General features: G+C 43.5%; 15 protein-coding genes and 1 riboswitch. Of the genes, 8 read left to right on the plus strand and 7 right to left on the minus strand.

What is annotated here, in order from left to right; genetic code table 11:
- Positions 1 to 149 precede the first annotated feature (149 nt).
- Complete coding sequence (locus J7E32_RS03125) at positions 150 to 992, plus strand: STAS domain-containing protein (protein ID WP_214903413.1); 843 nt, start codon at positions 150 to 152, stop codon at positions 990 to 992.
- A gap of 35 nt (positions 993 to 1027) precedes the next feature.
- On the opposite strand, the gene J7E32_RS03130 is transcribed toward J7E32_RS03125, so the two are convergent.
- The 3 genes from J7E32_RS03130 to J7E32_RS03140 form a co-directional block, all read right to left on the minus strand.
- On the minus strand, positions 1028 to 1984 hold the full coding sequence (locus J7E32_RS03130; protein ID WP_214903416.1) for a glycine-rich domain-containing protein: 957 nt from the start codon (positions 1982 to 1984) through the stop codon (positions 1028 to 1030).
- A gap of 131 nt (positions 1985 to 2115) precedes the next feature.
- Positions 2116 to 2316: a cold-shock protein gene (locus J7E32_RS03135; RefSeq protein ID WP_214903419.1), complete on the minus strand. Its 201-nt coding sequence runs from the start codon at positions 2314 to 2316 to the stop codon at positions 2116 to 2118.
- 290 nt (positions 2317 to 2606) lie between these two features.
- Complete coding sequence (locus J7E32_RS03140; protein WP_214903422.1) at positions 2607 to 3857, minus strand: ATP-binding protein; 1251 nt, start codon at positions 3855 to 3857, stop codon at positions 2607 to 2609.
- Positions 3858 to 3983: 126 nt separating this feature from the next.
- On the opposite strand from J7E32_RS03140, the gene J7E32_RS03145 reads away from it, so the two are divergent.
- Positions 3984 to 4154 (plus strand): hypothetical protein, encoded by a 171-nt coding sequence (locus tag J7E32_RS03145; protein WP_214903425.1) that lies wholly within the window; start codon positions 3984 to 3986, stop codon positions 4152 to 4154.
- Positions 4144 to 4923, plus strand: a complete 780-nt coding sequence (locus J7E32_RS03150; protein ID WP_214903428.1) for a hypothetical protein — start codon at positions 4144 to 4146, stop codon at positions 4921 to 4923. The genes J7E32_RS03145 and J7E32_RS03150 overlap by 11 nt, the downstream gene beginning before the upstream one ends.
- Before the next feature lie 131 nt (positions 4924 to 5054).
- On the opposite strand, the gene J7E32_RS03155 is transcribed toward J7E32_RS03150, so the two are convergent.
- The 4 genes from J7E32_RS03155 to J7E32_RS03170 form a co-directional block, all read right to left on the minus strand.
- A complete protein-coding gene (locus J7E32_RS03155; RefSeq protein ID WP_214903431.1) occupies positions 5055 to 5732 on the minus strand; it encodes a hypothetical protein in 678 nt (225 codons plus the stop codon).
- 111 nt (positions 5733 to 5843) lie between these two features.
- Positions 5844 to 6803: an ArsA family ATPase gene (locus J7E32_RS03160; protein WP_214903433.1), complete on the minus strand. Its 960-nt coding sequence runs from the start codon at positions 6801 to 6803 to the stop codon at positions 5844 to 5846.
- 11 nt (positions 6804 to 6814) lie between these two features.
- A complete protein-coding gene (locus J7E32_RS03165; protein WP_214903436.1) occupies positions 6815 to 7078 on the minus strand; it encodes a cory-CC-star protein in 264 nt (87 codons plus the stop codon).
- 249 nt (positions 7079 to 7327) lie between these two features.
- On the minus strand, positions 7328 to 9070 hold the full coding sequence (locus J7E32_RS03170; RefSeq protein WP_214903439.1) for a carbon starvation CstA family protein: 1743 nt from the start codon (positions 9068 to 9070) through the stop codon (positions 7328 to 7330).
- Between the two features lie 233 nt (positions 9071 to 9303).
- Here J7E32_RS03170 and J7E32_RS03175 point away from each other — a divergent pair, with 233 nt between their 5' ends.
- The 5 genes from J7E32_RS03175 (at position 9304) to metH (ending at position 19841) form a co-directional block, all read left to right on the plus strand.
- Positions 9304 to 10935 (plus strand): M4 family metallopeptidase, encoded by a 1632-nt coding sequence (locus J7E32_RS03175; protein WP_214903455.1) that lies wholly within the window; start codon positions 9304 to 9306, stop codon positions 10933 to 10935.
- A 1025-nt stretch (positions 10936 to 11960) separates the two neighbouring features.
- A riboswitch (SAM riboswitch) is annotated at positions 11961 to 12077 on the plus strand.
- 175 nt (positions 12078 to 12252) lie between these two features.
- Entirely contained in the window at positions 12253 to 13368 is a 1116-nt protein-coding gene (locus J7E32_RS03180; RefSeq protein WP_214903458.1) for a methionine biosynthesis PLP-dependent protein, read from the plus strand.
- Positions 13365 to 14546 carry a cystathionine beta-lyase gene (metC, locus tag J7E32_RS03185; RefSeq protein ID WP_214903461.1) on the plus strand — a complete coding sequence of 394 codons (1182 nt, stop codon included), beginning with the start codon at positions 13365 to 13367 and terminating at the stop codon, positions 14544 to 14546. The genes J7E32_RS03180 and metC overlap by 4 nt, the downstream gene beginning before the upstream one ends.
- Positions 14546 to 16408, plus strand: coding sequence for a bifunctional homocysteine S-methyltransferase/methylenetetrahydrofolate reductase (locus J7E32_RS03190; protein ID WP_214903464.1), 1863 nt, complete (start codon positions 14546 to 14548; stop codon positions 16406 to 16408). The genes metC and J7E32_RS03190 overlap by 1 nt, the downstream gene beginning before the upstream one ends.
- The gene (gene metH, locus J7E32_RS03195; protein WP_214903466.1) at positions 16389 to 19841 is read left to right on the plus strand and encodes a methionine synthase; all 3453 of its coding nucleotides are present in this window, start codon (positions 16389 to 16391) and stop codon (positions 19839 to 19841) included. The genes J7E32_RS03190 and metH overlap by 20 nt, the downstream gene beginning before the upstream one ends.
- The last annotated feature ends 342 nt before the right edge of the window (positions 19842 to 20183 follow it).

Here is a 20183-nt window from a genome sequence, read left to right on the forward strand (position 1 = left end):
CCTATCAAACATTCTCTTTAAAATCTACCTGGATTTTCCACAAGTTTAGTCTGTTGAGATAACTATTAGTGATTATATTTGAAATTTGACTTTTCTGTTCATGTTTTTCACAATAGAGATAACGACTAATCAAAAAAGCAGGGATTAAAATGGATACAAAAACAGAGGCGTTATACAAGTTTCTTGTCGACAATGCCACTAATTTTACCGATGAGTGGCTAAAACGCCAGCGGGTTATTAAGGGATCAGATTACTCTGCTGACGCTCCGTCAGAAGTAATGGACAGGGTAAAGGACCAAAATTCAAATTATGTTCGTCTTGTGGCTAAATCGCTTTTCCAGACTGAGGAAGAGATGAAGGAAACGATTTCGTCCTGGACGAGGCAGACTGCAGCAGACCGGATAAAATCTAAAACTGACCTGACAGAAGTTGCTTGGAATTCAGGCGTTTTCCGCCGGGTATATTGGGAATACGTTCAAAAATTCGTAAAACAGGCGGAAATGGAGATCACACTGGACGACGTTTTTACATGGGAAGCGAAAATCAATTATACTCTTGATTATGTCTTTGAAAGTTTTATAGTTGTTTTTATGGAAATCCTTATGAATCGATTAGCCTCTCAAGCAACTCTCATTAAAGAATTGAGCGCACCAGTCATTAGTTTGACAAAGGAAGTCGGTCTTTTGCCATTGATTGGTGAAATCGATACAACGAGAGCAAAAGGCTTAATGGAATCAACTCTCACACAAAGCATCGATGCCAGAATCAATACTTTGATAGTGGATCTTTCTGGAGTGGTGATGGTTGATACGATGGTTGCACATCAAATCTTCAAGCTTATGGATGCTTTAAAGCTGCTTGGCGTTCAATCCATCGTAACAGGAATCCGGCCAGAGGTTGCACAGACAGCAGTCCAGCTGGGAATTGATTTTTCAGACATTATGACAGAAGGCAATTTGCAAAATGTAATCAAAAAATTCATCCAAAGTTAAAAACCTGCTAGCTACTTGTTAGCAGGTTTTCATTATTATGATGAGCAACCTCCGCCACAGCTAGAGCAACTGCTGCTGGAACAGCTGTGGCCGCCTCCATCATTATGTGAATCATTTATGTCGCCTGAGCCGCAAAAAACGGCACTGCAGCCCGATGTTCCATGATTCTGGTGTGAATAAGCATATGCTTGAGCATAATCCCAGTATTCATCAAAGTAATAGTAAGAGTAAAACACCATTACCAGGCTCAGTCCTGATAGGTCACCAAAAAGTCCTGGCCTTTCAAAAGCCCCTTTTCTATCGACATTGTACATTTCTTGCGCTTTTTTTAGTTGTGATCTCAGCTGTTTGATTAAATAATTCACAAGTTCCTGATTATCATCAGTAACCTTGAAAAATTGCTGTTTCAGCTCATCGTCACTAAGTGAACCGATTTTTTGGAGTAGCTGCTGATCAAGTGGATAATGGAAAAAGTCTCCCCATGTCTGCCATGTGTATTCTGTTATTTCAAAAAGCTGAGCAAACACCCAATCAAAGAACGCCCGTTGCTGTGGTGCTGGTTCCGGTTCCAAGTTTGGCGTATGATGAAGCATTTTGCCAAGATATTTATCAGTAAAAGCTTCATATTGCTTAGTGAACATCAGCATCTCATGCCAAATCTCATCGACCTTGCTGCTGAACATTGGCGTGCTTTTCATAAACGAATTAAGGAAAAAATATCGTTTTAATTCAAATAGACGCCATTCAAATTCATCATCGGAAATCTCGGGATGTTCGCTTAAAAAACGAAGTTTCACTTGATTTATAAACTCATAAGAAAGAGATTTTTCTAATTTATTCAAGATAGCAAAAGCCGGCACATCATCCAGTAAGCCAAGGTGGTCCGGGATGTTCTCCTTCAATAAAACTTTCTTTTTGCTTCCATTGCCGGAAAAATAAGCAATGGCAAAGAGTATCCCTGCTCCAGCCGCGATTGTTAAGAAGACACCCATTTTTATACACCTCACCTTGTGAAATAGTTGTTAACGATATTACGTTTTCCATACTGGAAAGGTTTCGAAATAATTTTTTTGGTACATAAAAAGCCCAGCCAGATGGCTGAGCTATAAGATCAAATTAAGAATTATAGTTTAGTAACGTTAGCAGCTTGTGGTCCACGAGCACCTTCAACAACCTCGAAAGATACTTCCTGGCCTTCTTCTAATGTTTTGAAACCTTCTGTTTGAATAGCAGAGTAATGTACGAAAATATCATTGCCGTCTTCAGCTTCGATGAATCCAAAACCCTTTTCCGCATTGAACCATTTAACTTTACCGTTTTTCATGTGAAAAATCCTCCTAGATCGGCCGAACAAGCCATGATTAAATTTAGCAAATCACAACGACTAGTTCCTCATACATGACCTATTCAAACGTCTTCAAACATTAGAATAAGCAAATTGCAAAGTGCCTAATACGTGTGCAATCAGCTAATTTCAATATAGCAATGATGGATTTTATTGTCAACAAAAGACAAACCTGACAATCTGTTAAAAGTGGTTTTTTTTCTGGCAGAGTTTCTACTGAGAAATGTTGAAAAAAACCAATACCACACCCAATCTTTGTAAGGATCTAGTTACTCTTCATCTATTAAATTGCTGAAACGGATATGGAAGGTTGTCCCTATGCCAACCTGGCTTTTAACTTCAACTTTACCTCTCATTGCACGGATGATGCTGAAAGTCACCATCATGCCAAGCCCAGTTCCCTGCTGCCCTTTTGTCGTATAGTATGGTTCTCCCAGGCGGGCAATCTGCTCTTCAGTCATCCCGAGACCTGTATCTCTCACGAGGATATGGATCACAGTCCCTGTGCTGAAGGTTTGAACGATTAGTTCCCCGCCGTTTGGCATAGCCTCCAAACCGTTCTTGATTAGGTTGATGAATGCTTGCTTGAATTTCGAACAATCCCCTGATATGACTAATTCAGGACTATATTTTTTCATTATTTTCACACCATTAAGGTTAGCCAATGGATTTAGTACATTAAGAACCTGATTCAATTCCTTATCGACTTCAATTTGCTCTTCCTTTTCAAATGCAGGTCTTGCAAAAGTTAGATAGTCATTAATGACCTCTTCAGCACGATTTAATTCCTGGACCGCAATATCGATGAATTCCTTTTTCTTTTCATCAGGATAATCATTCTCTCCGAGCAGTTGCAGGAATCCTTTTACAGTTGTAAGCGGATTACGGATCTCATGAGAAATAGCCGCACTTAAATGGCTGACGGCTTCAATTTTATCGGCTTTCGCTAGTCTTTGTCGGATAATGAAAGTTTGACGAATTGTCTCAATTGAATAGCTGACCAGACCTGAAGTTAGTGCGGGAATCAAAATGAAACTGATCCAGGCTTCCGGGTGTCTGATTGGTTCGCTGACTACAGTGACCATTTGCATTAACAAAAAGGAAGTGATTACGGTCAATAAAACAGAGATACCGACCCTGCTGTTCAAGGTTAGCCTGTTGAACCAGGGATGAATCCATTTAAGAAGGATGGCAAGGGCTGCAAAGACCCCCACTGAGACCCAGAAGCCATCGTTTATGCCTAAAAAACCTCTCATAAGGATCGTGACACCTGCAAGCAGAAAACTATATCCAGTATAGAGACTTCCAAGAATCATCGGCACCTGTCGAAGGTCAAAGCGAATGCCATCCTGGACTTGTACCGAAAAAATATAACATGTAAAAATCGATATAATGAAATAGAATAATTGATATCTTTCTCGGCTCTCTTCCTTTACTTGTCTTTCGATGATTAGCTGTGTAAAAAACAAAAGGACAAGAAGAAGTGAGAGATTCATTAATAAATGCTTTGTAATTTCCACTGCAACACCACCATTCGTACTCCCTAAGATAGTATAATAATCCAGTGCGCAGCGCAAATTTTATCCAATTTCACCTTTCTATTCCATGCCTTTTGTTTTATATTGAAAAAAAGTGAGGTGTTTTTTATGTTGACGTTGTTATCCATTGTTTTACTGTTGTTCATACTCATTGATGTAGTACGACTGCATAAGAAAATCGATAAGTTGAGTGGTCATCTAAACCCAGTGTTACCACCGCCAACGGATGAGGAAATTGAAAAGATGCTAACTTCAAAGAATACTAACCATGACAAGTAAATGGCTTCCGTATGGACTCGTCCTATTAGCTATATTGCTGATTCTCACCATAGATGGATTCCGAACCCTTATGCCAGAACAAGAAAAAGAACCGTCATTTAGCATTCCAGTAGCAGTAATAACCGTTGGAGGCCAGGAAGTATTATATAAATCAGGTACATTTGCCTGGGTAGAAAAAGGCACCGGACCTGTCGTCGACCAGGATGAGCCACCAATCCTGTTCCATGATTTGCTGCCTGTCAGCGTGAAGCCGTTCAGCGAAATGAAGATCACTTTTCCCGAAGAAGCCGGAATTGACAATATTTCCATCTACCGCTCACAGGGAGATGGAGATTTGGAGATGGGGAACCTTCCATTTGAAACATTTTTTGATAATACCTATACTTTTAACAATGTGGCTGGCCAAAGTACAGTAATCATACAGGCCTCCAGCGGAGATCAAGTCTATCATTATGCTTTTCCATTAATCATTGAAGAAGTGGTTGCTTATCAGGCACAACTCGCCGAAGAACCAGGCTACTTGGCTGTACTAGAACTGTATAAACCAGAAGCGCTGCAGGAAAATTGGGCTCTTGAACAGGTAAATAACAAATATGTACATAAGGCACATTCTTTGAAGGTTAACAACCTTGAGGAAGCACGTCGGCAATTTCCTGATTTGAAAAGCGATTCGCTGCCGTATTACGCCATTTTCAATCATGAAAGATTACTTTACGAAGCATATAATCGAGAAGATTTCTACAAAATGCTGAAAATCGCGGCACCATAAGAACAGCTGGGTTCTAGCTGCAACAGAAAACGCCACCCATAAAGGATGACGGATCGTTTTTCCGGTTTTTCATCGATTTATTTCCCTCTAGCAAAAAGCGCTTCTTTCCAAGGAAGGTGCTTGTAATCGAGTTAATTTAACTTTTTTTCAATTTGTTCTCGGGTCATTCCTATTTTTCCTGGCAATACGAATAGGTATTGAATCAAATCCTTCAATAAGTCCATTGTTAGTTCTGTCATTTCATCATCCATCTCGGATTCCAGCTCAAGCATTTTATGAAGTCCGCCTTCAGATGCCATCAATGGACCTAATGATGTGACTGGTTTTACTAAATTGATATGGTCCGGAAGTATTTCGAATTGCTGGTCAAGAGTAAGGCCCTTAGCTTTATCGCCTAAAAAGTTTTTAAGTACATTCTCTAAGACCCGCTTGGCCAGTACTGCAGTCGCAGCATTCTCTTTTGAAAGATGGACACTGACAGCAGATTGATAAGCCCTGACCAATTCTTCAGGTATTCTGGGTATGTGTTGAATCTGGCTTGACGGATCTGTCGAGCTCTGGGGATCATATATGTACACATCAGGCTGTGTCTCTTTTTCTTTTGTAATGATGATAAACGGAACACTTTGTTTGCATGAGGGGCAAGCACTTTCTGTCATCAATCCATGTTTGCTGCTCTGATAAGTCGATTTTAGGACAAACTCAACTTTGTCTTTGCAATCTGGACAAATATTTCGAATACTCTTAGGGACCTTTAAATGTCCAAACTGACTGTAAGCTGTAATCGAGCCGGGAAAGATTCGCCTCATTCTTTTGCCCCTTTCTATATTACAAATTCCAATTAGCTTTAGTTTCCATACTGTTTCAAAACTTATCCATGTTTTTATATAACCCTAATATATAAAATGAAAACACCACTTCTAACGATGGTTTAAATTATAATCGATTTGTTTTCCTAAAAGGCCTGATATAAGTTCCAATGTGGCCAGCGAGGAAATATCGTGCTCAAGGAGCGGCAGGAAAATTTGTCTCTGATTCTTGAATTTGTCTTTAATTTCATCAAGATACACTCTCTCGTTCGTTCTTCTTTGCTCCATGAACCTTCCATCTGCTTCGTCTGGAATGACCTTATTGACTACGATTGAGTTAACATGAATTCCATGCTCGTGCAAAGTATCAATTGCCTTGGCGGTTTCGAGGATTGGTAGCCTTTCAGCATTAAGAACGAACACATACTGTGTTTGGGTATCATCCAGCAGGATTTCCCTTACACGCTTGAAGCGGTTTTTTCGTTCATTCAGCTTGTCATATAAAGGGTCTTCAACGATTTCACCATCATTCATCCACTGTGCGTAATTCTCATTCACCTTTTTACGCCGTTCCAACAGCCCGTCCATCCAGACGCCCATCAATTCCGGAAGTGTCAGAAGCCGGATTGTATGCCCAGTAGGTGCTGTGTCAAAAACAATGCCGTCATAGTTTGCGATTTCCTCAAGAATCAATGAGGTGATTTTGTCAAACAGCGCGGCTTCTTCTGCCCCAGGCGAAGATGCTGCCATATCGATCTGCCTGTTGACCTCTTCCAGCATCGTCGCTTTGACCAGGCCTTTCAAGTTTCCCTTAACTCCATTAATATAGTTCCTTGACTCCTGCTCCGAATCAATTTCCAGTACGTCCAGATTCTCCGTTGCTTTTTCGATCTTTCCACCGCTGAAATTACGATGAAATAAATCGCCTGTATTATGGGCAGGATCTGTTGAAACCAGCAATATCTTCTTTCCTTTTTGCGCAAGAAAAAGCGCCATTGCCGCGGATGTTGTACTTTTGCCAACACCGCCTTTTCCGCCGATAAAATAGATCTTCTTTTCCAGCATATCCATAGTACTTCCTCCTAGCAGCAGCGTATTCCTTCAAGCGGTGACTTTTCCATCCCGGCCCTAAGATGCCAATCATGAAAACGCTCGATAATGGCAGGGTATAGTTCAAGTGTGTAGTAAAATGCCGGGTTGGGCAGACCGAGCATTTCTGAAAAGCACAACAACATAAACAGGTCCTCTTCATCTCTTAATTCACGAGCAATTTCCGTCCTGTGCGGCTGTCTGAGAATCTCATCATAGACAGCTATTGCACGCTTTAATTGTTCGTAGAAACCCATCGCGAATTCCTCTCTTTCTAAGGTTCTTTTCTCAAACTTTGTTCCTTTGAATACAAAATAGGATTTCAAGACCTATTTTTTTCGTAAAGTTGACTCTTTTTATGAGAAAAGAGCATGCAAACTTAGTACCCACCTGCTAAAGGGCTTTTTATTACGTTAAAATCGGCTTTAAAATTTTAACAACAATCCATACGAAAACAGCGCTTTCTAAAAATGACAATAGAGACCGGTCGCCCGGCCTCCACTTCATTACATTTCCTTACTTAATGGCGGTGGATTATTCCTGCTGAAGGCTGCGATTGCTTCGATGATGATCCAGAATACAAAGATAAGGATCAGACCTCCGATACCAAAGAGCAGCATATTCAGCTCACCGCTTCCATAACCAGACCACTGGAAAACAACCTGCTGAATCATTGCCCAAAGTGTCATGAAGAATACGAACACCATCGGGATGAAGGTTACAAGGTAATTCCTTCCCTGGCGCTTCAGCCAGATGGATATTAGCAGCAGGCTGACTCCGGCCAAAAGCTGGTTGCTTGTTCCGAACAATGGCCACAACAGGTATCCGCCAGAACCGAATCCGTTAGGCCCCTTTGGCAATAATACCAGCGCCGCACTGGAAACAACTGCAACAGTTGTAGCCACATGAGTCTTCGTCAGTGCCTGAACATTGTACTCGCTTCCGATTTCAGCGATGATATAGCGCATCAATCTTACTGACGTGTCCAATGTAGTAGCCGCAAAGCTGACGACGATGATAGAAACAATCGTCCTTGCAATGTCTGCTGGAATCCAGATGCCGGTCGCAAGCTGGGCAGCACCATTGATGAAGTTGCCCAGCCCACCTGCGCTTGCAGCGGCAAAGCTTGAATAAGCTGCAGTAAAATCAGCTTTTGTCGCAAATACTGTGACAACCGCGATAATGGCAATCAAGGCAAGGATCCCTTCACCTACTGCACCAGCATAACCAACAAAACGGGCGTCGGTTTCTTTTTCCAGCTGCTTAGAAGAGGTTCCAGAAGAAACAAGTCCATGGAATCCGGAAATTGCCCCGCAGGCAATCGTAATGAACAATAACGGGAACCAGGAAACATCAGCAGCACCTGCATTCATTGCTGGAGCAGTAACCTTTGGCTGCAGGAAAATGAGCCCTGCATATAAAATGAACAAACCTACAACCAATTGGTGTGAATTGATGTAATCTCGGGGCTGCAGGAGCTTCCAGACCGGCAGTGTTGATGCAATGTAAACATAAACCATCAGAACGACAATCCAGACTAAGAAAGCCATGGATACACCACTTAGACCAAACATGACGGTACTATCCGCCCCGCCAAAATATCTCACAAGATCGATTTGCAATGCAGGTACGCGGCTGGCAAGGATAGCTGCGCCATACATGACAGCTAATGCAATCAGGGAAGGTACAAGCATTCCCTTCTTCTTTTTATAAACTGCGTAACCAATCCAAATTGCAAGTGGTATTTGGAGGAATACCGATAGAACACTAGCAGGGAATTTTACAAACAAGTTCGCAATTACCCATGCAAAAACGGCGTTGACCATCAGAACAAGTATTAAAATAATAAATAAGAACATAATTTTTGCCCGTTTGCCAATAAGCTTATTTGTGATGGTCCCAACTGACTGTCCCTTATTCCTGACTGAAAGGACGAGAGTTCCGAAATCATGGACGCCCGCAGCGAAGACGGTCCCCAATGTGACCCAGAGGAATGCAGGAAGCCATCCCCAATAGACAGCGATCGCTGGTCCAACAATTGGTGCTGCCCCTGCCACAGACGTAAAATGGTGACCCCATAGGATCATTTTCTTCGTTGGTACAAAGTCTACTCCATCCGAATACTGGTGCGCCGGTGTGACATAGTTAGGGTCAAGACGGTAAATCTTTTCTGCTACCCATTTAGAATAAAAGCGGTATCCGATCGCAAACACAATCATTCCAATCACGGCTAACCATAAAGAATTCATTTTTATTAACCTCCCTTTTTTATTAGTTGGTACTACAACTTAATAATAAAAATATATTGACAAATTAGTCAATAAATTCTGATTACTTTTTATTTAAAATAGCCTCTGAAATTTTCCCAACATGCCAATTCGACAATTTTAGACTTAGTTATTGCAATGTTCGGACAATTAAAGTATAAATATGATAATCTACTAAATTATTTAGCTAGAATTTGATTTTAGGAGGAGTTTATTTGAAAAAGAAAGTAGTTTCACTTAGTTTAACAGCAAGCTTGGCACTAAGCGGATTGGTTGCTGCGACTGGCTTCGCTGCCCCATCAGCAGATTCACCTTCCAAAAAGTATACAAAAAGCCATGGCGCACCTGAATTTGTCACCGGCAAGCTGACAAATCCTTCCCAGAAGGCAGCAAAGGACATTGTCATTGGTTACCTGAAGGAATCGAAAGGAAAATACAATCTGGGCACTAATGATAGTTTTATTGTTACAACACAGGAATCAGACAAGCTTGGTGGCGACGTTGTCCGCTTGCAGCAGGTCTATAATGGCGTTCCTGTCTGGGGAGCAACCCAGGTGGCAAGAGTCGATGAAGCTGGAGTTCTTCAAGTTTTCAGTGGTACAGTCAGCAAGGGATTAGATGGCAAGCTTGTAAAAGCTGCAAATAAAAAATCACAAAGAGATGCAATTGGCACGGCAGAAGCGGATTTAGGTTACAAGCCTGACTATGAAGTTAGCCCAACTGCGGAATTAGTCATTTACCCTGCCGAAGATCAGGCAGTTTACGCTTACCACGTAACATTGAACTTCCTGAGCCCTGAACCAGGCAATTTCCAGTACTTTGTCAACGCTGTTACAGGTGAAATTATCAATAAGTACAATGCCATTCATACTGCTGGTAAAACCAATCCTTCTATAAATGGTACGGACACTGTTGGTTCTGGTTTAGGAGTTTTGGGTGACACGAAGACATTGAACACTCTTCTTTCAAATGGCTCATATTATTTGCAGGATAATACTCGCGGAAATGGTGTCTTCACTTATGACGCGAAAAACAGGCAGAGAACTCCAGGTTCGCTTTGGGTAGATGCTGACAATAACCTGAATGCAGCGTATGACGGTGCAGCTGTAGATGCACACTACTATGCAGGACTCACTTATGATTACTATAAAAATACTTTTGGCCGCAATTCATACGACGATCGTGGTGCTGCTTTGAAGTCCACTGTCCACTACGGAAGAAACTATAACAATGCTTTCTGGAATGGCCAGCAAATGGTGTACGGTGATGGAGATGGAACTACATTCATCCCGTTATCAGGCGGTCTTGATGTTGTAGCGCATGAATTGACTCACGCAGTGACGGATTTCAGCTCCGACCTTGTTTACCAGTACGAATCAGGTGCATTGAACGAAGCAATTTCCGATATCTTCGGCACACTTGCTGAATTCCATGATAATAATGATCCTGATTTTGAAATCGGCGAAGACATCTACACACCAAATAAAGCTGGTGATGCCCTGCGTTCAATGAGCGACCCAACAAAATACGGCGATCCGGATCACTACTCTGTGCGTTATACTGGCACTTCCGATAATGGCGGAGTCCATATCAACAGCGGAATCATCAATAAAGCAGCATACCTTCTGAGCGAAGGCGGTTCACATTATGGAGTATCGGTGCCAGGCGTAGGAACGGATAAGATGGGCGCTATCTTCTACCGTGCAAACACAGTTTACTTCACTTCTTCAACGAACTTCAGCCAGGCAAGAGCAGGATTGGTACAAGCTGCATCAGACCTGTATGGCTCAGCTTCTGCAGAAGTGAATGCTGTCAATAAAGCATTTGATGCAATAGGAGTATATTAATAGCTTTATATTTAGCAAGACTGGCTCATTTATTCATGTGAGCCAGTTTTTTATTATGAGGCAATGGAATCTTGACAGGTTTGACTCCGAATCATGAAAAGCTGTCACGAAAGCGGCGGAATCTTGACAGGTTTGGCTCCGGAACCAGAAAAGCTGTCACAATAACGGTGGAATCTTGACAGCTTTGGCCTCGGATCCAGAAAAGCTGTCACAAAAACGGCGGAATCTTGACAGGTTTACGCCAGGAACCAGAAAAGCTGTCACAATAATAGCAGAATCTTGACAGGTTTAGCCTCGGAACCAGAAAAGCTGTCACAAAAACGGTGGAATCTTGACAGGTTTAGCCTCGGAACCAGAAAAGCTGTCACAAAAACGGTGGAATCTTGACAGGTTTGGCCTCGGAACCAGAAAAGCTGTCACAAAAACGGAGGAATCTTGACAGCTTTCCGCCTGGAACCAGAAAAGCTGTCACAAAAACGGCGGAATCTTGACAGCTTTGACCTCGGAACCAGAAAAGCTGTCACAAAAACGGCAAAATCTTGACAGGTTTACGCCAGGAACCAGAAAAGCTGTCACAATAATAGCGGAATCTTGACAGGTTTGGCCTCGGATCCAGAAAAGCTGTCATAATAATAGCGAAATCTTGACAGGTTTGGCTCCGGAACCAGAAAAGCTGTCACAAAAACAGCGGAATCTTGACAGGTTTACGCCAGGAACCAGAAAAGCTGTCATAATAATAGCGAAATCTTGACAGGTTTGGCTCCGGAACTAGAAAAGCTGTCACAAAAACGGCAGAATCTTGACAGGTTTGTGCCCGCAAACAGAAAAGCTGTCACAAAAACTGCAGAATCTTGACAGCTTTGACCTCGGAATCAGAAAAGCTGTCACAAAAAAATAACTCAACCCTGACTAACTCTAGATCAAGCAGTCTTTCACCTATTCACTTCACCGCGCTAATAAAATGATTGACATTCTTTCATAACAGCTGTAATATTTAGAGAAATTTAATAATTCAATAATATGAAATCTTATCCAGAGAAGCTGAGGGTCTGGCCCTGTGAAGCTTCAGCAACCTTCAACTATTTTGTTGTTGAAAAGGTGCTAATTCCAGCAAGTTTGTAAAAAAACTTGGCAGATAAGAAGAATGGCTATCATCTGTAAAAGTCTTCTTCTTAAGAAGGCTTTTTTGTTTTATTAGGGACTCCCCGCACCGTCTTTCTGGAGCTTTGCGGTAATTGTCTTTTTAAAAGTCGATGATTTCGTCTTTACTCATAAAACAAAATTGCCGTCTAACTACAATCATGAGGAGTGAGTAATTTGGCAGAAATCGATACAAAGCTAGCACAGCTTGGCAACAGGAGTGAAACATCCACAGGGGCAGTCAATCCTCCCATCTATTTAACGACGGCCTACCGCCATGAAGGGATTGGCCAATCAAGCGGCTATGATTATGTCCGCACGGGCAACCCTACTCGCGAAATTCTTGAAAAGGCAATCGCAGACCTAGAGGAAGGTGACCGCGGTTTTGCCTGTAGCTCCGGTATGGCAGCAATCTGGACGGTTCTTTCGCTATTCGAGCACGGAGATGAATGGATTGTTTCGAAGGATTTATACGGAGGAACTTACCGGCTTCTGGAGCAGGGTTTCAAAAAGTGGGGATTAAACAGTACATATGCTGACATGGCTGATCTAAATGAAATCAAATCGACCATCACGCAAAAGACGAAGGCACTCTTTGTGGAAACCCCGACGAATCCGCTTATGGAGCAAGCTGATATTGAAGCAATCGCAAAAATCGCAAAGGAAAATGGTATTCTGCTGATTGTTGATAATACCTTCTACACTCCCCTGCTGCAAAAACCATTGACTTTAGGCGCTGATATCGTGATTCACAGTGCAACGAAGTACCTTGGAGGTCACAATGATGTCCTAGCAGGGCTGATTGTTGCCAGAGGGCAACAGTTATGTGATTCTCTCTTCCTTCATCATAATGGCGGAGGTGCGGTGTTAAGTCCATTCGATTCCTGGCTTCTCATCCGCGGGATGAAGACGCTGGCATTGAGGATGGAACGCCACGAGCAAAATGCCAGGGAACTTGTGAGTTATTTACAGAGGCACAATGCGGTGAGGGATGTACTTTATCCAGGAAGAGGCGGGATGATCTCTTTCAGGGTCCACTCCCCTGCCATGGTCAATCCATTTTTAAAAAGTCTTTCTACTATCACTTTTGCCGAAAGCCTTGGTGGTGTTGAGAGTTTCATTACTTACCCTGCAACCCAGACACATGCTGATATTCCAGCGGAAATTCGCGAACAAACTGGTGTTTGTGACCGACTGTTGCGATTCTCTGTGGGAATCGAGAATGTTGGGGATTTAAAAAAGGATTTAGAAGAAGCCTTCAAAAAGGCACTCCAGGAGGCAGAAGCTATATGAGTAATGAATACACATTCGAAACACAGCTTCTCCATAACAAGCATAAATTCGATCCAGCAACCGGTGGTGTCAGCGTGCCGATCCAGCACGCGTCAACATTTCATCAATCCTCGGCAGACAAGTTCGGAAAATATGATTATAGCCGGAGCCTTAACCCTACAAGAGAGGCACTTGAGGAAATAATCGCCGATCTCGAGGGCGGTACACGAGGTTTTGCTTTTTCTTCCGGGATGGCTGCGATCTCAACTGCATTTTTGCTTCTTTCACAGGGAGATCACGTGGTTGTCACCGAGGATGTTTATGGCGGCACTTACCGGATGGTCACACAGGTGTTGAACCGTTTTGGCATTGATCACACTTTTGTGGACATGACCGACCTTGAAGCGGTAGAAAACGCGATTAGACCAAATACTGCATTGCTATATGCAGAAACACCTTCCAATCCCCTGTTAAAGGTGACAGATATACAAGCTGTCAGTGAAATTGCGAGGAAACATGGTGCTTATACATTTGTCGACAACACTTTTATGACACCATACTTGCAGCGCCCGCTTGAACTTGGAGCTGATATTGTTCTTCACAGCGCTACAAAGTTTCTGTCCGGCCACAGTGATACAGTTGCAGGTTTGGCAGTAGTCAAGGATGAAGAACTCGCAAACAGGCTTTATTCCCTGCAGAACTCTTTCGGAGCTGTCCTTGGGGTCCAGGATGCGTGGCTTGTGATGAGAGGCATTAAGACCTTGTCTGTCAGAATGAACCAATCTCAGGAAAGCGCAAAGAAAATCGCTGGCTTTTTAAAAGATCAACCTTTCATTAAGAATGTCTATTACCCTGGCCTTGCTAATCATCCGCAGTCAGAACTTCAGATCCAGCAGGCCTATGGTCCCGGGGCTGTATTATCCTTTGAGCTTAAACATTCCGAGTTTTTAACTAGATTCATAGAACAAGTGAAACTGCCGGTTTTTGCAGTAAGCCTTGGTGCCGTTGAATCCATCCTCTCCTACCCGGCAAAAATGTCACATGCAGCAATGCCGCAGGATGAACGGGAGAGGCGCGGTATCTCTGATGGTCTCCTTCGATTATCAGTCGGGCTTGAGAGCGCTGATGATTTGATCGCGGACTTTGAGCAAGCCTTGGATTCCATAGGAACACTAATAGCACAAAAGGAGGAAGTCTAATGAGTTTCCTGAAACGCCTGGAGAATGAAATTTTAATCGCCGATGGAGCGATTGGTACTCTCCTCCACTCTTATGGAGCCGGTACTTGTTTTGAAGAGTTGAACATTTCACATCCTGATGACATTATACGGATCCATAAAGCCTATATAAACGCGGGTGCTGACCTTATCCAGACGAACACCTATGCAGCGAATTATATAAAACTTGAAAGATATGGACTTGAGGATCAGGTGAAAGAGATTAATAGTGCAGCAGTAAGACTTGCCCGACAAGCTGCAGGCACGGATGCCTATATCCTCGGGACGATTGGCGGGAACCGTGGAATCAGGCCTTCTGCCATCCCGATTGAAGAAATCAAAAGGAGCTTCAGGGAGCAGCTCTACTGTCTCCTCCTTGAGGGTGTGGACGGACTTTTGCTAGAGACATTTTATGATATGGAAGAAATCGAGACGGTGCTCGAGATTGCCCGAAAGGAGACCGACCTGCCAATCATCGCCCAGGTATCGCTTCAGGAAATAGGGATCATGCAGGATCAGACCCCGCTTCAGGAGGTTTTTAATAGACTCGAAGACCTCGGCGCCGATATTGTCGGTCTTAATTGCAGACTTGGTCCGCATCATATGATTTCCAGTCTTGAACAGGTAGAGTTGCCTTCAAAGGCATTTCTGTCAGTCTATCCAAATGCTGGCTTGCCTGCCTACACAGATGGGAAGTTCCACTACGAAGGCAATCCTGAATATTTCGGCAAATCTGCCCACAGTTTCCGTGACCAGGGAGTCAGGCTGATTGGAGGCTGTTGCGGAACGACTCCTGAACATATTAAAGCATTTGCTGATGAGCTAAAGGGATTGCCGCCAGTGTTAGACAAGAAAATCCCTGCGAAGAAGCCCAAAATTGTTGTCACTCCCGCTGACGTAAAAAGGCCATTAGCCCCCCTGCAACAATTGGTGAAAGAACGGCCGTCAGTGATTGTAGAGCTTGACTCACCGCGAAAGCTGGATACGACTAGGTTTTTTGAAGGAGCAAAAGCACTTAAGGAAACAGGTATTGATGCCCTGACCCTCGCAGATAATTCACTTGCTTCACCAAGAATATCTAATGGTGCAATCGGACATCTCGTAAAGGAAAAAATCGGTTTGCGCCCCCTTGTGCATCTTACTTGCCGTGACCGGAATATCATTGGACTACAGTCTCATTTGATGGGTTTGCATACACTTGGTCTGCATGATGTGTTAGCCGTGACAGGCGACCCCGCCCGAGTAGGTGATTTTCCTGGTGCATCATCTGTTTTTGATGTCTCTTCCTTCGAATTAATCGAGATGATCAAGCAGTTTAATGAAGGTCTTTCCTATTCCGGAAAAGATCTTGGCCAAAAAGGTGCTTTCTCTATAGGCGCAGCTTTCAATCCTAATGTCCGTTCTATTGAAAAAGCAGTAGCTAGGATGGAAAAGAAAATTCGTGCTGGTGCTGATTATTTCATCACTCAGCCTGTTTATTCTGAAAAAATGCTTGTTGAGGTTCATGAAGCAACAAAGCATATAGATGCCCCTATTTATATTGGATTGATGCCGCTCACGAGCAGCAGAAACGCAGAATTCCTTCATAATGAAGTTCCTGGCATCAAGATTTCACAGGAAATCCTCGACATTATGGCGAAATTCAATAATGAACCGCTGCAATCCAAAAAGGAAGGCATAGCGATTACAAAAGGTTTGATTGAGGCTGCAGCAGAACTGTTTAACGGTATCTATTTGATCACTCCTTTTATGAACTATGAAATGAGTGTTGAATTGTCGAGCTACGCTAATGAATACAGCAGCCGTCTTATGAGGAGGAAACAAAATGTCAACCTTGTTAACTGAGCAGATGAGAAAAAAAATCCTGATCATGGACGGAGCGATGGGAACGATGCTCCAGCAGGCAGACCTGACACCGGAAGACTTTGGCGGTGAAGAATATGAAGGCTGTAACGAAATCCTGAATTTAACTGTGCCTGAAGTGATTGAAAAGATCCATCGGGAATACTTCGAAGCAGGTGCGGACATCGTTGAGACCAATACCTTTGGTGCCACTAGCCTGGTGCTCGATGAATACGGACTGGGACATAGAGCGTACGAAATCAACAAGGAAGCAGCCCTGATTGCCAGAAAAGCGGCAGACGCGTCATCTTCTCCCTCACAGCCCCGTTTTGTAGCTGGTTCAATGGGACCGACAACCAAAACACTAAGCGTGACCGGAGGAGCAACCTTTGATGAAATGTCTGCTTCCTACGAAGAACAGGCTCTTGGCCTGATTGATGGCAACGTTGATTTGCTGTTGCTTGAAACAAGCCAGGATTTACTGAATGTAAAATCAGCTTATACGGGAATCCAGCGTGCATTTCAGAAGAGTGGCAAAGAACTCCCTCTGATGATCTCTGCCACGATTGAACCAATGGGCACGACACTCGCAGGTCAATCAATTGAAGCATTTTATATTTCTGTTCAGCATATGAATCCGATTGCGATTGGACTGAATTGCGCAACCGGGCCTGAATTCATGCAGGAGCACCTGCGTTCATTGTCCTCCCTTTCCAGTTCTGCAGTCAGCTGTTATCCTAACGCTGGCCTGCCTGATGAGGAAGGTCAATATCATGAAACGCCTGACACGCTCGCTCAGAAGCTTTCTGATTTTGCCCGAGAAGGCTGGCTGAATATTGTCGGAGGCTGCTGCGGAACGACACCTGCACATATAAAGGCGATTTCGGAAAAAATGCAGGAGCGACCGCCGAGGCAGACAGAAGAAAACAACCTGCATATGGTTTCTGGGATAGAGCCCTTCATCTATGACGATCCAACCCTAAGGCCGATCATGGTTGGTGAACGGACGAACGTAATCGGTTCCCGAAAATTCAAACGCCTGATTTCGGAAGGAAAAATAGAAGAAGCAGCTGAGATTGCAAGGGCCCAGGTTAAAAATGGAGCCCATGTCATTGATATCTGCCTTGCTGACCCGGACAGAGATGAGCTTCAAGACATGGAAGAATTTATTAAAGAAGTTGTTAAAAAAGTTAAGGCTCCGCTCGTAATCGATTCTACTGATGATGAAGTAATTGAAAAAGCACTGAGTTATTCCCAGGGTAAGGCGATTATCAATTCCATCAATCTGGAAGATGGCGAAGAACGATTCCAGTCTGTGGCTCGTCTGATCCACAAATATGGTGCAGCTGTCGTTGTGGGAACGATCGAAGAAGAGGGTATGGGTGTTTCCGCTGAGAGGAAATTGGAAATTGCTAAACGATCGTACGACTTGCTTGTCAATAAATATAAAGTGCCGGCACAGGACTTGATTTTTGACCCGCTCGTCTTCCCTGTCGGCACCGGGGATGAACAATATATTGGTTCAGCTAAAGCAACTGTGGATGGAATCAGGATGATCAAGGAAACTTTCCCGGAAACGCAAACAATCCTCGGAATTAGCAATGTTTCCTTCGGCCTGCCACCTGTTGGCCGCGAAGTATTGAATTCGGTATTTCTTTATCACTGCACCCAGGCAGGTCTCGACTACGCCATTGTGAATACGGAAAAGCTCGAACGATTTGCTTCAATCAGTCCTGAGGAAGTTAAAATGGCTGAAGAGCTGTTGTTCAATACAACAGATGAGACACTCGCGGAATTCACTGATTTTTACCGTGATAAAAAGAAGGAAACCAAAAGCACCCTGCCTGATATGACACTAGAAGAAAGACTATCCTACTATGTAGTTGAGGGTACGAAAGAAGGCCTTCAGCCAGACCTAGATATTGCCCTGGACCTCTACCCTGCCCCACTGGATATCATCAATGGTCCGTTGATGGATGGGATGAAGGAAGTTGGCAGACTGTTCAATGACAATCAGTTGATTGTGGCTGAGGTCCTACAGAGTGCTGAAGTCATGAAGGCTGCTGTCTCTCATTTAGAGCCTCATATGGAGAAAAATGATACAACCGCTGCAAAGGGAAAGGTGCTTCTCGCAACTGTAAAAGGCGATGTTCACGACATTGGCAAAAACCTGGTTGATATTATCCTGAGCAATAATGGATATAATGTGGTCGATCTGGGAATCAAGGTGACTCCAACTGCCCTCATTGAGGCGGTTAAAAAGGAAAAACCGGACATTATCGGTCTATCTGGCCTGCTTGTTAAATCTGCACAGCAGATGGTGCTTACTGCCCATGATATGAAGCAAGCCGGAATTGACACTCCCATTCTTGTGGGCGGTGCCGCTTTATCGAGAAAATTCACAGATACCAAGATCGCCAAGGAGTATGACGGACTAGTATTGTATGCGAAAGATGCGATGAACGGATTGTCTATCGCGAATCAACTGCGGGAACCGGAAGGGTATGAACAGTTTTTAACAGAACAAAAAGCAAAACAAGAAGCCGCGTTGAATAAGCCGGATTTCGCGCCAACAGGTCGAAAATCTACTACAACCGTTTTGGAGCGTCCCAAAGTGACGGCAAAGGCACCGGTGTTCATACCTCAGGATACGAAAAGGCATCTCGTTAAATCCTACTCCCTGTCCCATATTGAACCCTATATCAACCTGCAAATGCTATTTGGGCATCATCTTGGATTAAAGGGAAAGGTCGAAAATTTGCTTGCTGAGGGTAATGATAAGGCAGTCAAGCTATATGAAGTTGTCCAAAATCTTTTAAAGGAAGCCAAAGCAAATGATTGGATCAAACCGGCCGCCGTTTATCAATTCTTCCCTGCCCAGTCGGATGGAAATAGGCTTTATATTTTTAATCCAGAACAACCTGATCAAATCCTGGAAACCTTTGACTTTCCACGCCAGGAGGTTGCTCCCGGCCTTTGCCTGGCAGATTACGTTCGGTCCGTGGATGATTCCCAAAAGGACTACGTCGGAATGTTCGCTGTCACAGCAGGTGCAGGAATTCGTCAGGCTGCAGAACAATTGAAAAATGAAGGACGTTTCCTGGAAAGTCATGCCCTCCAGGCACTTGCTCTTGAAAGTGCAGAAGGCTACGCCGAACTGATTCATCGCCAAATCCGCGATCGCTGGGGTTTCCCGGACACTCCGGATATGACCATGAAAGACCGTTTCGCAGCTAAGTATCAAGGTCAGCGCTTCTCATTCGGATATCCGGCATGCCCCGATCTGGAGGATCAGCGTAAGCTCTTCAACTTGATCAAACCGGAAGACATCGGAATCCATTTGACCGACGGATATATGATGGAACCTGAAGCATCAGTAACGGCTCTCGTTTTCTCCCATCCAGAAGCAAGATATTTCAACGTGTTGAAGAATTAGTAAATTGAACATTTCAGGCTTCTGACAGGTTTAGCGTCAACCAAAGAAAAGCTGTCAAAAGAAAGAGCAACTTCTGACAGGTTTGGCTTCAACCGGAGAAAAGCTGTCAAAAGAAGAAGCAACTTCTGACAGGTTTGGCATTAACCGGAGAAAAGCTGTCAAAAGAAGGAGTGACTTCTGACAGGTTTGGCATCAACCGGAGAAAAGCTGTCAAAAGAAAGAGCAACTTCTGACAGCTTTGGCTTCAACCGAAGAAAAGCTGTCAATAGAAAGAGCAGCTTCTGACAGGTTTGGCTTCAGCCAGAGAAAAGCTGTCAAAAGAAGGAGCAACTTCTGACAGGT

It is taken from the genome of Bacillus sp. ISL-55, assembly GCF_018613155.1.
Classification (GTDB): Bacteria; Bacillota; Bacilli; order Bacillales; family Cytobacillaceae; genus Mesobacillus.